General features: G+C 58.5%; 11 protein-coding genes. 9 read left to right on the top strand and 2 right to left on the bottom strand.

All coding sequences use genetic code 11. The features are described 5' to 3' along the window. The first annotated feature begins 57 nt into the window (after window positions 1-57). Window positions 58-1,224, top strand: a complete 1,167-nt coding sequence (locus ACZ48V_RS05705) for a phosphopentomutase (protein WP_464542445.1) — start codon at window positions 58-60, stop codon at window positions 1,222-1,224. A 154-nt stretch (window positions 1,225-1,378) separates the two neighbouring features. Continuing rightward, complete coding sequence (gene leuS / locus ACZ48V_RS05700; protein ID WP_464542443.1) at window positions 1,379-3,991, top strand: leucine--tRNA ligase; 2,613 nt, start codon at window positions 1,379-1,381, stop codon at window positions 3,989-3,991. Between the two features lie 226 nt (window positions 3,992-4,217). Here leuS and ACZ48V_RS05695 read toward each other — a convergent pair whose 3' ends face one another. Beyond that, window positions 4,218-4,463: a hypothetical protein gene (locus tag ACZ48V_RS05695; RefSeq protein ID WP_464542441.1), complete on the bottom strand. Its 246-nt coding sequence runs from the start codon at window positions 4,461-4,463 to the stop codon at window positions 4,218-4,220. A 140-nt stretch (window positions 4,464-4,603) separates the two neighbouring features. Between ACZ48V_RS05695 and bshB1 the strand changes: the two genes are divergently transcribed. The 7 genes from bshB1 to ACZ48V_RS05660 all read left to right on the top strand — a co-directional run bounded on the left by bshB1 (window position 4,604) and on the right by ACZ48V_RS05660 (window position 12,393). Next, the gene (bshB1, locus tag ACZ48V_RS05690; RefSeq protein ID WP_464542439.1) at window positions 4,604-5,368 is read left to right on the top strand and encodes a bacillithiol biosynthesis deacetylase BshB1; all 765 of its coding nucleotides are present in this window, start codon (window positions 4,604-4,606) and stop codon (window positions 5,366-5,368) included. A gap of 442 nt (window positions 5,369-5,810) precedes the next feature. Then, the gene (gene efp / locus ACZ48V_RS05685) at window positions 5,811-6,380 is read left to right on the top strand and encodes an elongation factor P (protein ID WP_464542437.1); all 570 of its coding nucleotides are present in this window, start codon (window positions 5,811-5,813) and stop codon (window positions 6,378-6,380) included. Between the two features lie 135 nt (window positions 6,381-6,515). Continuing rightward, on the top strand, window positions 6,516-7,085 hold the full coding sequence (accB, locus tag ACZ48V_RS05680) for an acetyl-CoA carboxylase biotin carboxyl carrier protein (RefSeq protein ID WP_464542435.1): 570 nt from the start codon (window positions 6,516-6,518) through the stop codon (window positions 7,083-7,085). A gap of 130 nt (window positions 7,086-7,215) precedes the next feature. Then, the gene (accC, locus tag ACZ48V_RS05675; protein ID WP_464542433.1) at window positions 7,216-8,559 is read left to right on the top strand and encodes an acetyl-CoA carboxylase biotin carboxylase subunit; all 1,344 of its coding nucleotides are present in this window, start codon (window positions 7,216-7,218) and stop codon (window positions 8,557-8,559) included. A gap of 106 nt (window positions 8,560-8,665) precedes the next feature. Beyond that, window positions 8,666-9,043, top strand: coding sequence for a glycine cleavage system protein GcvH (gene gcvH / locus ACZ48V_RS05670; RefSeq protein ID WP_464542431.1), 378 nt, complete (start codon window positions 8,666-8,668; stop codon window positions 9,041-9,043). A gap of 53 nt (window positions 9,044-9,096) precedes the next feature. After that, entirely contained in the window at window positions 9,097-10,677 is a 1,581-nt protein-coding gene (gene guaA / locus ACZ48V_RS05665) for a glutamine-hydrolyzing GMP synthase (protein ID WP_464542429.1), read from the top strand. A 69-nt stretch (window positions 10,678-10,746) separates the two neighbouring features. Then, window positions 10,747-12,393 carry an ABC transporter substrate-binding protein gene (locus ACZ48V_RS05660; protein WP_464542427.1) on the top strand — a complete coding sequence of 549 codons (1,647 nt, stop codon included), beginning with the start codon at window positions 10,747-10,749 and terminating at the stop codon, window positions 12,391-12,393. A gap of 61 nt (window positions 12,394-12,454) precedes the next feature. Here ACZ48V_RS05660 and ACZ48V_RS05655 read toward each other — a convergent pair whose 3' ends face one another. Continuing rightward, window positions 12,455-13,240: a queuosine precursor transporter gene (locus tag ACZ48V_RS05655; RefSeq protein WP_464542425.1), complete on the bottom strand. Its 786-nt coding sequence runs from the start codon at window positions 13,238-13,240 to the stop codon at window positions 12,455-12,457. Window positions 13,241-13,324: the final 84 nt, after the last annotated feature.

Here is a 13,324-nt window from a genome sequence, read left to right as displayed (position 1 = left end):
CCACAAATGTAGCGAAAGGCCTTTCGCTTTACCTCTTCCCTTAACCGGCTCAACGACATGCCTTGCTTTGTGACTATTGTACTCGACGGCGTTGGCGTTGGCGCTCAGCCCGACGCCGTGCACTACGGCGATCGTGGCAGCCACACGCTCGGGCACGTATGCGCCGCCCAGCAGCCGTCTCTGCCCAACCTGGCCGCTCTCGGACTCGGCCATGTTGCCGACCTCGACGGCATCCCCCGCGTTGACGCACCCACCGCTGATTACGGACGCATGCGCGAGGTTTCGGCGGGCAAAGACAGCACCACCGGACACTGGGAGCTGGCTGGAATCCATCTTGAGCACCCGTTTCCAACATATCCCGATGGATTTCCGGACACGGTTATCGATGCATTCCGGTCGCACGGCGGCGTAGACCGCGTGCTTGGCAACCGCCCCGAATCAGGTACGGTCATCATTGAGGAACTCGGTCCGGAGCATGAACGCACGGGGGCTCCGATCGTGTACACCTCGGCCGACAGCGTATTTCAGATTGCTGCCCACAAAGCGGTCATTCCGCTGCACGAACTGTACCGCCTGTGCAAGGTGGCACGCACCGAGGTCTGTACCGGCGAACACGGCGTGGGGCGCGTCATTGCCCGTCCGTTTGTAGGAACCCCCGGCAACTACACACGCATCTCCGAGGAACGCAAAGACTTCGCTCGCCGCCCCGAGACTCCGCCGCTGCAAGACAAGCTGCAGGAGCAAGGGATACGCACCGTCTCTATCGGAAAGATCGCTGATCTCTTTGCCCGGACCGGGTTCGACGAGATGATCAAAACGTCGAACAACAACGAAGGGGTCGAAGCGACCATTCAGACCCTGAGAAGCCACACACCGGCGTCGCCCCCTACGTTTGTCTGGACCAACCTGGTGGACTTCGACCAGGAGTACGGCCACCGCAACAATCCAGAGGGATTCGCAGAGGCCCTTGCGTCTTTCGACAGCGCGCTGCCCCGCATCCTCGACGCCCTTCCCAACGATGGCGTCCTCGTCATTACAGCCGACCATGGTAACGACCCCACCACTCCCAGTACCGACCATAGCCGCGAGTTTGTGCCCCTTCTCGCAGTACGCCCCGATGGAACCGGGCGTGCACTCGGACTCCGCTCCACCTTTGCCGATCATGCTGCAACCGTAGCCCGCTACTTCGACGCCTCTTTCTCGACAATGGGTACAGCTTTTTAGAACCTCCCAGCCCCCCGCATCCAACCCCCTAACACACAGTGTTTACACAGTCTTGCCGTCTCGTTACGGGGATGCGAACGAATCTTCGTACCGCGGCGGTCGTTGGGCTGTCGTGCTTGCTCTTATCGACGAATCTACCGGCTCTCGCTTTAATATGCCCGCTTACCCTTTCGCAGAGATCGAACCCAAGTGGCAGCGCTACTGGGAAGAGAACAACACGTTTCGAACGCCTGAGGACGTAGATCCTGACGCCGAAAAATGCTATGTGCTCGACATGTTTCCGTACCCGAGCGGTGCCGGACTTCATGTCGGTCACCCCGAGGGGTACACCGCTACGGATATTGTGGCCCGTTACAAACGGATGCAGGGCGTTAACGTGCTGCACCCGATGGGATGGGATGCTTTTGGCCTGCCGGCCGAGCAATATGCGGTAAAGACCGGAACGCATCCGCGCGATACCACCGAGCGCAACATCGATAACTTTCGTAGCCAGCTGAAACGGCTTGGCTTTTCCTACGACTGGGATCGGGAGATCAACACGACCGACCCCGACTACTACCGGTGGACGCAGTGGATCTTCCTGAAGCTGCACGAGCGCGGCCTGGCCTATCAGGCAGAGGTGCCGGTGTGGTGGTGCGAAGAGCTGGGTACAGTGCTTGCCAACGAGGAGGTGATCGACGGCAAGAGCGAACGCGGGGGCTATCCCTGCGAGCGGATCCCCATGCGCCAGTGGATGCTCAAGATCACCGAGTATGCCGAACGGCTGCTCGATGGGCTCGACGCCCTCGACTGGCCCGAGAGCACGAAAGAGATGCAGCGCAACTGGATCGGTCGCTCTGAAGGCGCTACGATCCGCTTCCCCCTGGCCAATTACGATGGCGAGCTCGAGGTCTTCACCACGCGCCCCGATACACTTTTTGGAGCCACGTATATGGTGCTTGCTCCCGAGCATCCGCTTGTTGATGCGGTGACCACCGAGGAGCACGCCGATGCCGTATCCGAATACCGCAACCAGGCCCAGAAAAAGAGCGAACTGGAGCGGACCGAGCTCCAAAAAGAGAAAACGGGCGTCCCTACAGGGGGCTATGCCGTCAACCCGGTTACCGAAGAGGAGATTCCGATCTGGGTCGCCGATTATGTACTGGCCTCATACGGCACCGGAGCAATCATGGCCGTGCCCGGGCAGGACGATCGCGACTGGGCCTTTGCCGAGAAGTACAACCTCCCTATCATACGCACTGTACAGCCACCCGAAGACTTTGAGGGGGATGCGTACACCGGTAATGGCCCGGCCATCAACAGCGATTTCCTGAACGGACTCGATGTGGAGTCGGCCCAAGACCACATTACTACCTGGCTCGAGGAGCATGGCCACGGGGAGGCGACGATCAACTACAAGCTACGCGACTGGCTCTTTAGCCGTCAGCGCTACTGGGGCGAACCCTTCCCCATCGTTCATGTGGATGGCGAGGCAAAGCCCGTTCCTGCAGATGAACTGCCTGTCGAGCTACCAGACATCGAGTCGTACAACGAGATTCTGGAGCAAGACGCCGCCCTGAGCCCGCTTGCTGCACTGGAGAACTGGGTGGAGACCACCGATCCGGAAACCAGCGCCCCTGCAAAACGCGAAACGAACACGATGCCCCAGTGGGCCGGTTCGTGCTGGTACTTTCTGCGATTCATCGATCCGCACAACGACGAACGGCTCGTTGACCCGGAGAAAGAGGCGTACTGGATGCCGGTCGATCTGTATGTGGGTGGGTCGGAGCATGCCGTTCTGCACCTGCTCTATGCTCGCTTCTGGCATAAGGTGCTGTACGACGCAGGCGTAGTATCTACGCGCGAACCCTTCCAAAAGCTCATCCACCAGGGCCTCATTCTGGGCGAAACCGAGTACACTGCGTACGTTGACGATGAAGGCCACTACGTATCGGCCCAGCACGTCGACGACGCAACCGACACGCGCACCGGCACCGGCGTTACACCGACTGCTGTCGATAAAGAAGCGATCACGAAAGACGGCGACCACTTTGTTCTGGCCGACCAGCCTGCAATAAGGGTCGACGCGCGTTCGCACAAGATGAGCAAGAGCCGGGGCAATGTCGTGAACCCGGACGATGTTATCGATGAGTATGGTGCAGATGCGCTTCGCCTCTATGAGATGTTCATGGGGCCCCTGGAGCAGGTTAAGCCCTGGAGCACATCCGACGTGGACGGCGTGTACCGCTTTCTCGGTCGCGTGTGGCGCCTCCTGGTTGACGCTGACGGCAACGCACAGATAGCAGACGATGCCCGCCCAAACCGCGAACAGCTACGCGTACTGCACGCGACCATACAGAAAGTCACCGAAGACATCGAATCCCTCAGCTTCAACACAGCCATCGCGAAGATGATGGAGTTCGTGAATGCCGCAAAGAAGTGGGATGCGGTGCCCCGGACTGTTGCAGAACCTTTCGTGCTTCTCTTGAGTCCCTTTGCTCCGCATATTGCTGAGGAGCTGTGGGCCCGTATGGGACATGATACGAGTATTGCCCACGCAGACTGGCCGTCGTTTAACCCGGACTACCTGAAGCGCGACGTAGTCGAGATGGCGGTGCAGGTAAACGGGACCGTGCGCGGTACTATTGAGGTTGCACCGGATGCGCCCGAAAAGGAAGTACTCGACGAAGCACGTACCGACGAAAACGTAGCCCGCTATCTGGACGAAGGTACTGTGCGGCGCGAGATTTACGTACCTGGACGCATCGTCAACTTCGTGGTTAAGTAGGTCTACAAAAGCATCTTCGCGTATTGCACGTTGCGAGGAGCGCTGGCGATGCCGCAATCTTGTGCCTCGCCGTTCGGAGCGAACGGGGATGGTGGAACGAACGGGCGCGGTGGGACGCACGCGATCGCACCCTCGGCGTACTTATTCGCTGCGCCCCCACCATCATGTCGGTTGCAAGCGTGCTCCTCGCATTGACAAATCCGTAGATGTATTTTTACTGGCCTACTTAGTTCGGATGTACGGTGTGCAGGTCGTACTCGTCGCCTGGATGAAACGTGTACCACACGATCATCGCATCGTCGGAAACGCCGAAGGGCATACCGGCCTGGCGGTACGCATCCCATACCTGGCAGTAGATACGCATCCCGATCGTCCAGGTGCTTTCTGATATCGGCTCTGCTGATGGAGACGGACGAAATGGCATCCGAAACTCATTCTTGTCGTTCGATGACGCGGAATTCTGTGAACGCATGCTCATAGAGCGAAGAGTACTCAATTTGGAAGTAAGAAAGTCGTTATCGCATTCCACGCGTGTTTTCCCATAGACGCTGGACTTACACGCAGCATTACTATCAATAACCGAAAATCGTGCCAGACTCTACCGACTCCTCTATGCCTCCTACGAATGTTGATGTACTTGCGCTCGGTGCCCATCCTGATGATGTTGAGCTCTGTGCGGGCGGCATCATGTGTGTACTTAATGAACAGGGCTACACGACTGCTGTGGTAGATTTTACTCGCGGCGAGTTAGGATCGCGCGGTACGCCTGAGGGGCGTATGCAGGAGGCCCGTGCTGCAGCGCGCATTATGGGACTCGCAGACCGGTCGAACCTCGGACTCCCTGATGGCAACATTGAGAACACGCCACAGACGCGTCGTCTTCTCATCGAGCAGGTTCGCCGGTATCGTCCTAAGATTGTGCTCCTCAACGCGCCGGAATGCCGCCACCCCGACCATTGCGCGGCCGCCGAGTTGGCTACCGATGCGCTCTACTACAGCGGCTTGCGGAAGATTGAGACGAGCGGGCCTGACGGAGATGAGCAAGCGCCGTGGCGTCCCCACCATATCTTGCACTACATGCAGGCTGTTCCCTTCGAGCCTACGTTCGTGGTTGACGTGTCGAGCGTGTGGGAGCGGCGCATCGACGCTCTCCAGGCCTTTGAATCGCAGTTCTACAACCCGGAGTACGAGGCCAGCTCCGACGAGCCAGAGACATACGTGTCGAATCCAGCGTTTTTTAAATGGGTGGAGGCTCGGGCCCGTACCTATGGCTATCGCATTGGGGCTACGTATGGAGAGCCGCTGCTCTACTACCAGGGCCCGGTCGGCGTACGCGACTTACCGGAGGCGCTCTCTATAGAACGCCCGTTTCGATAAGCCCACCCGCACCATCAGCGCATTTCATCATTGCGAAGAGTCATCATTGCGAAGAGCTCCGGGGTATCGCTGCGACTGTCCCGGTCATTTAGCTGACGTAGCCCTCCTCGAACCTATTTTTCCGCACTGGTCTTTGCAGGTCTTACTGCCTAAGGGGCAGCAAAAGGGCGTGAATTGCCTTCTCTGCTCCAGAGGCCAAGCGCTTCTCTATGGCCTTCGCGCAACAATTTGTTGCCTACTCCACTTATAGATCTGATGCGTGCCTGCAACAGATTGACACCAAGGGCTGCTGTGCTCTATATTGCATTTGGCTGTCTTTATTTTATAGAGCGATGCGTAGAACGATGCATAGAGCGCTCTGCATAGGACAGTTTTATCTGCGTAGCGAGCGCATTCTGTGTACAGGCCGCTCGCCAGTTTTCGGTAACTGATAGCTAACTCCATGACAAGTACAAGTGACTTCCGCAACGGCCTTACGTTCATCTGGAAAGATGATCTATGGCAGATCGTTGATTTCCTCCACGTGAAGCCTGGTAAGGGCGGCGCCTTTGTGCGCACTACGCTTAAAAACGTGCGCGACGGCCGCGAACTGGACAACACTTTTCGTGCCGGTGAAAAGGTCGAAGAAGTGCGCGTAGAAAAGCGTACGCACCAACTCCTCTATGAAGACGACCTCGGCCTACACTTCATGAATACGGAAACGTATGAACAGTTTTCAATTCCTCCTGAACGCGTAGACGGACGCGAGTATTTGAAAGAGGGCGCCGAAGTTGATATCCTGTTTCGCACCGACACTGAAGAGCCGCTGCGAACCGATATTCCTCAGAAGATGGACCTGGAGGTTGTTGAAACCACTCCAGGCGTAAAGGGCAACACAGCACAAGGCGGTTCCAAACCGGCTACGCTGGAAAGTGGGGTCGTGGTCGATGTGCCGCTTTTCATCAACGAGGGCGACCGCGTGCGCGTTAACACCCAGACCGGTGAATACGAAACACGTGTAGAGTCGGCTTAGAGCAGACACAGGCACTCTGCCTGTACTGGAACGCTCAAGACGTATGGATGCTTTGCTTCCGTACGCTCCTTTTTTGCATGCGGCGCCTTCAAGGCTCGTATGATTTTTCGTTTGTCTCATCCAGCCTCAAAACGCATGAAACTGTCCAAGATTCAAGAGCTGCTTCAGATGGTTGCCGAAAGCGGCGTCTCCGAAGTTGAAGTAGAGGAAGACGACTTCAAGATTACGATTCGCCAGAATGCCCCGACGGTCATGATGCAGCCGTCGTACAATCCACCAATGCATTCGTACGGCCCCCCGCAACCCTATGGCGCAGCCCCACAGCCGTATGGACAGCAGTCCCCGCAGCCGCAACAGCCTGCACCTGCTCCTGCAAGCGCTTCCCCAGAGCCTGCCTCTACGAAAGAAGCCCCTGCTTCGTCAGACACCGCTACAGGCGAAGATAACGACGAGCTGGGCGCGAATGAGGTGCTCGTTAAAGCGCCCATTGTAGGTACCTTCTACCGGGCTCCGTCGCCCGACTCGGATCCGTTCGTCGAAGAGGGCGACCGCGTTGGCGAAGGCGAGGTGCTCTGCATCATCGAGGCGATGAAGCTGATGAATGAGATCGAATGCGAGCAGCCTGGCGTTATCAAGGAGATTCTCGTTGAAGACGCTGAACCGGTCGAGTTTGACCAGCCGCTCTTTATCGTTGACCAGAGTTAGGCGACCGGCTCCCCGCACGCTCTCTTGCCTGTTTGCATGCACCTTTGCCTCTACCTTGCATGCAGGTAGTTCGTGCCTGGGCCTCCCCCCTGCTCTTCGATCGTTGTTTCACCTGACCCCGCCAGCCGTTTTGAAGAAAGTACTGATCGCCAATCGCGGCGAAATTGCCCTTCGCATTATCCGCACCTGTCATGAGATGGGCCTCCGCACGGTCGCCGTCTACTCGACGGCCGATGCTGACTCGCTTCACGTCCGGTTTGCTGATGAAGCTGTATGCATCGGACCGCCTGCCTCTGGAGAAAGCTACCTGCGGCCTGATCGGCTCATCGCAGCCGCCGAAGTGACCGGAGCCGACGCTGTCCATCCCGGCTATGGCTTCCTTTCCGAAAACGCTGAGTTCAGTCAGATCTGCTCTGATCATGACCTCACGTTTATTGGCCCCTCGCCCGAAACCATCCGGCTCATGGGTGAGAAAAGTCGCGCGAAAGAGACGATGGCCGAAGCTGGCGTGCCTGTCGTGCCAGGCTCCGATGGCATCGTTGCCTCAATGGATGAGGGCAAGCGTATTGCCAATGAGATCGGATATCCGGTCATGGTAAAAGCTAGCGCCGGCGGGGGCGGGCGCGGGATGCGCCTCGTGCACAAAGCCGAAGACTTTGAGCAGCTCTACGAGGGCGCTCGCTCCGAAGCCGACGCGGCCTTTGGCAACCCGGCCATATACATCGAAAAGTGCGTCGTACAGCCGCGCCACGTCGAAATCCAACTGGTCGGCGACGGCCAAGGCAACGTTATGCACTACGGTGAGCGCGAGTGCTCCATCCAGCGCCGCCACCAGAAACTACTTGAGGAGGCCCCCTCCCCGGTCATGGATGAAGACCTGCGCCACCGCATGGGTGAAGCCGCCATCCGAGGAGCATCTTCCATTAACTACGAGGGCGCTGGCACCATCGAATTCCTGGTGGATGCGGAAAAGAATTTCTACTTCATGGAAATGAACACGCGCATCCAGGTTGAACACCCCGTCACTGAAGAAGTCACCGGCTGCGACCTGATCGAACATCAGATTCGGGTTGCCATGGGCGAAACGGTGACGCGTACCGAACTTCCGATCAACGGCCATTCAATTGAGTGCCGCATCAACGCGGAAGACCCGGCGCGCAAGTTCAGCCCCTCGCCGGGTACGATCACAGCCTTCCACCAGCCCGGCGGACTCGGCGTGCGGGTGGATACGCATGCGTATACGGGCTACCGCATCCCGCCCAACTACGACTCGATGATCGCCAAGTTGATCGTACATGGCGATACTCGCGAACGCGCCATCAGGCGAATGAAGCGTGCACTTGACGAGTTCGTCATCGAAGGCGTAAAGACAACGATTCCCTTCCATCAGCAACTGATGGAGAACGCCGACTTCAAAGCAGGCACCTTCGACACGCAGTTTATGGAGTCGTTCACGTACACTCCGCCCGAGTAACCCCGTACCCGCTTATCCGTTTCAGGGCCCGCTTTCGCATGCGACATACGCTCGCTTATACGAGATAACGCAGGTCCTCCGTTTTATCTGAACCTTCCCTCCTGTTATGAGCTACCCCAACGACCTGTACTACACGCAAGATCACGAATGGCTGCGCGTTGAAGACGACGGCACCGCTACCGTCGGCATTACCGACTTTGCCGAAGGCGAATTGGGCGACATCGTGTTCGTCGAGCTTGAGCCCGAAGGCACCACGCTCTCCGCTGGCGATGTATACGGCACCGTAGAAGCCGTAAAGACCGTCTCCGAGCTTTACATGCCGGTGTCAGGCACAATCACCGACGTCAACATGAGCCTGGAAGACGCACCCGAGCAAGTAAACGAAGATCCGTATGGCGACGGCTGGATGATCGTCATCGAAATGGAAGACGAGACCGAACTCGACGACCTGCTCGATGCCGAAGCTTACACCGACGTTGCGTAACGTCGTGCCGCCATCTTTCTCTGTCGTCTTTCTCTGTTTGTGCCCTGTATCGCATGACTGACGAACGCATTCTTATTGTCGACTTCGGGTCGCAGTATACACAACTCATTGCCCGTCGCGTCCGCGAGGCCGGGGTGTACTCCGAGATCCATCCTTGCACGCGTTCCACCGAGGAGCTCGCCGCGCTGAACCCGAACGGCATTATCCTTTCGGGAGGGCCCTGCTCGGTGTACGATGACCATGCCCCCGACCTCAACCCCGACCTGCTTCGTCTCACGCGTCCCGACGGCACCCCCGTGCCCGTACTGGGCATCTGCTATGGACTGCAGTCGATCGCTTACATCGGAGGCGGAGCAGTAGAGGGCGCAGACCGACGCGAGTTTGGGCGGGCTACGCTGCGCATCCCCGAAAACCATCGCACCGACCCGCTCCTGAAAGGCGTTCCCGACGGATCGACCGTCTGGATGAGCCACGGCGACCACCTCACAGCGCTTCCTGACGGCTACACCGTCATTGCACAGACCGAGAACGCCCCCATCGCAGCGGTCCGACACACCGACCGGCCCCACTTTGGCGTGCAGTTTCACCCCGAAGTGGTGCACACTGACTACGGCGCGCGGCTGCTTGAAAACTTTGCGCTCAACATCTGCGGATGTACCGGCACCTGGTCGCCTGCCTCATTTGTGGAAACCCAGGTCGCTGCCCTTCGCGAAACCGTTGGCGATCAGCACGTCATTCTTGGACTCTCGGGCGGGGTCGACTCGTCGGTTGCAGCAGCGCTGCTTCACAGGGCAATCGGAGACCAGCTGCACTGCATCTTTGTCAACAACGGATTGCTTCGCAACGGCGAGTGGACCCAGGTGCAGGACGCCTTCCGCGGCCATTTCGATATGGACCTGCGTGCTGTAGATGCCACCAACCGGTTCCTTGATGCCCTGGAAGGCATCGACGATCCAGAGGAGAAGCGCGTGCGCATCGGCAACACGTTCATCGACGTGTTCACCGAAGAAACCGACGCGCTCACAGAAGACCTCGGCACCCGTCCAACGTTCCTCGCTCAGGGCACGCTCTACCCCGATGTTATCGAAAGCGTCTCGTTTAAGGGCCCCTCGGCCACGATCAAAACCCACCACAACGTGGGCGGCCTCCCCGAGGAACTTGACTTTGAGCTCCTGGAGCCATTTCGTGAGCTCTTTAAGGATGAGGTACGTGCTATTGGGGAGCTTCTGGGCGTTCCAGAGGCTATCGTAAACCGACATCCTTTTCCGGGCCCCGGACTGGCGATTCGCATTATGGGTGCTGTTACGCCCGAGCGTCTGGCTATTGTGCGCGCTGCTGACGCTATCTTTATCGAGGAGCTACGGGCCCACGGCCTGTACAACGACGTGTGGCAAGCTCTTGCGGTGTTGCTCCCCGTACAAACAGTGGGCGTTATGGGCGACGAGCGCACCTATGAGCACGTCTGTGCCCTGCGTGCCGTAACCAGCGTCGATGGGATGACCGCCGACTGGGCGCATCTCCCGCATGACATGCTCGGGCACACAGCCAACCGAATTGTCAACGAAGTGCGCGGCATCAACCGGGCCACGTACGATATTACCTCCAAGCCGCCGGGTACCATCGAATGGGAGTAGCTGGTTCTCGGGCTTGTCCCCGACGCTCCTGCTCCACCGTATTGCTGATCATCGAACGTATCTGAACCTATGTGGCGTTGGATTTCTGTAGCGCTTGTGCTGATGCTCTCACTCACGGCGCTTCCCTCTGCGCTCCACGCGCAGCAGACAAACGGCATCCCTGTGAATGAAGATGCTGAACTGCTCTTTGAGGAGGGGATCGCAGCTTTTGAACGAGGCGACTATACCGAGGCCTACCGGCGCTTTCGCGCCACTGTCGAGTATCCGCTCCATCGCCAGACCACCGCGGCGCTTCTCATGGGCGGGCGGGCACTCTACCGGGCCGGACGCTACAACGATGCGATATCGATCCTCGAAACGCTTCTCCAGCGCTATCCCGACACCAGCTACCGCTCGCACGCTAACCAGATCATCAGCTATGCTCGCGACGGCCAGCGCTCCGGGCAAGCTGCGCCCGACACGCTACATATCGGTATTATGCTTGACCTGAGCGGTGAAGAGGCAGCGCGCTCGCAAGCCTTTTTCAACGGCGTCCGCCTGGCTGTAGACCGCCACAACGGGGTCTCCCGGCGCTACGTCTTTCCCTCTGAGCTCGGCAGCGAAGCAGACGTGACGGTACACGACACCGCTGCCCTTTTTGATGAGGAACGTGCCGCTGACGAAGGGGCCACGGCTCTCGTTACCCAGCGCGACACGCTCTTTGTCGATTCGCTTCAGGCCGTCACAGAGCAGGTTGGACAGCCGCAGCGTGTCGCAAAACTACACATGCGGCACTTCTCTGCCCCCGATGGTCCCAATGAGCGCTCGCTTCGGGCGGCGGTCGACTCGCTTGTTCGCATCGATCGCGCAGATGTTATCATCGGCCCCTTTTACAGTCAGCAAGCCACGATTGCAGGGGATGCGGCCGAAGATGCTGGCATCGTACTCATCGCGCCGCTGGCAACCGAGTCCACCGTGTCAGCCGGGCGTAGCCACGTCTTCCAGGCCAATCCGTCGATTGAGATGCGGGGGCAGGCGATGGCGCGCTATGCCGCCGAGGCGCTGCTCATCCGCTCTACCGCTGTGGTCTACGAGCGGGGCAATCGCCTGAGCGAACGCATGGCAACCGGCTTCCGCGACGAAGCGCGCTCCATCGGCATGGACGTGCCCTTCACCTATGAGGTGCAGAGCTCGCGCACCTGGTCGCGCCTGCCCAATGCGATCCGCTCTGACACAACCATCACAAACGAGATGCTTTCAAACGCACAGGCCGTGTACCTCCCGTTCACTGGGCGCAACGCAGGCGGACGTATCCAGGAAGCGCTCATTGGGCTTGAACGCATGCGGCTGGGCATTCGTGCGCTCGGCAACTCGGAGTGGCACGACCTCAATATCGAACAGGAGGCCAGCAAGTTCACCGCCACATACACCAACGACTTCTACGTGAACACCGCACGCGACGACGTGCAGGAGTTCATAAGCAACCATGAGATCCTCACAGGTCGCGCCCCCGATGCAGAGTCTCCCACAGCCAAGCGCCTCGCATACACTGGGTACGACGTCGCTGACTATCTCCTGAATGGCCTCGGAGGCGACACGCGTATTCGTCCGTCTACACTCCGCAACGCGCCACGCTACAAAGGACTCGGGATTCGTCTTGACTTCAGCGGAGGCAATATCAATCAGGCGCTGTTCATTCATCGTTATCGCAACGACCGGCTGGAGCTGGTGCGGTAGTCTTCTGCATGCTGCGCAGATAATGAGCCGGGCTACGACTCACGCCCTACTGCTCCACGCCCTACTGCGATGTGGCTGGAGCAGATACAGACATCTCTTCGCTGGAGCGCCCCTTCGGATCGGCCTCAATCCACTCCCGCAGCCAGTGCTCGCAGACGTAAAGCACGGGCGTATCGAGTGCGGCAATGCCGATCTTGAATACATATTGTCCGAACACAATACCCTGCCAGGTTGACCACGCGATTGCTTCTGTCTGGGGGTTGCCGTCGATCTGCGGCCACCACACCAGTGCAATCGTCACTACCATCGTGGTGTCTACGAGCTGACTGAAGAATGTCGACCCGTTGTTACGGATCCACATGTACTTGCCCTTGGTGAGTCCACGCAGCCACTCAAAAATCTGTACGTCGATGTACTGGGCTGTGAGGTAGGCAATCATTGACCCGAGCACGATGCCGGGCATCAGCCCGAACACCATATCAAACGCCTCCTGCGACACCGGCGACGCCTCGTAGACGGGCATCTGCCCGGCAATCCACACCACAAGCGTAACAAATACGCTGACGACGAACCCCACCCCCACGACCGTGCTGGCACGCTTACGGCCAAAGAGCTCGGAAATTAGATCGGTTACAAGAAAGGTGACCGGATATGCAATAATACCCGCCGAGAGCTCCTGACCAAACAGCACGAAGAACTTGCCTGCAATGGCGTTGGTCATGACCAGTGCCCCGATAAACACACCGGCAAGCATCAAAAAAGCAATTTCGGCGCGAGTCGTACTGGATTCGCGGAGAACACTCGTATCCGCAGCAGAGAAGTGACTGGGTGGGGGCGAGTCGGGCACAGGGCGGGTGCAGGCAGGATGAAGAAAAACAAGACGCTTTTCCAATCAGCACCGGATGCGCTCCGTTCCAACGCTTCGGCTGCG

This window comes from Longimonas haloalkaliphila (assembly GCF_055379825.1).
Note: the sequence above shows the minus strand (reverse complement) of the source record. Positions and strands in the feature narration are given on the sequence as shown.

Excerpts from the sequence above, each read along its gene's own strand:
- accB (WP_464542435.1), top strand. The coding sequence starts at position 6,516 with ATGAAACTGTCCAAGATTCAAGAGCTGCTTCAGATGGTTGCCGAAAGC.
- bshB1 (WP_464542439.1), top strand. The coding sequence starts at position 4,604 with ATGCCTCCTACGAATGTTGATGTACTTGCGCTCGGTGCCCATCCTGAT.
- leuS (WP_464542443.1), top strand. The coding sequence starts at position 1,379 with ATGCCCGCTTACCCTTTCGCAGAGATCGAACCCAAGTGGCAGCGCTAC.
- gcvH (WP_464542431.1), top strand. The coding sequence starts at position 8,666 with ATGAGCTACCCCAACGACCTGTACTACACGCAAGATCACGAATGGCTG.
- ACZ48V_RS05705 (WP_464542445.1), top strand. The coding sequence starts at position 58 with ATGCCTTGCTTTGTGACTATTGTACTCGACGGCGTTGGCGTTGGCGCT.
- ACZ48V_RS05695 (WP_464542441.1), bottom strand. The coding sequence starts at position 4,463 with ATGCGTTCACAGAATTCCGCGTCATCGAACGACAAGAATGAGTTTCGG.
- ACZ48V_RS05660 (WP_464542427.1), top strand. The coding sequence starts at position 10,747 with ATGTGGCGTTGGATTTCTGTAGCGCTTGTGCTGATGCTCTCACTCACG.
- guaA (WP_464542429.1), top strand. The coding sequence starts at position 9,097 with ATGACTGACGAACGCATTCTTATTGTCGACTTCGGGTCGCAGTATACA.
- efp (WP_464542437.1), top strand. The coding sequence starts at position 5,811 with ATGACAAGTACAAGTGACTTCCGCAACGGCCTTACGTTCATCTGGAAA.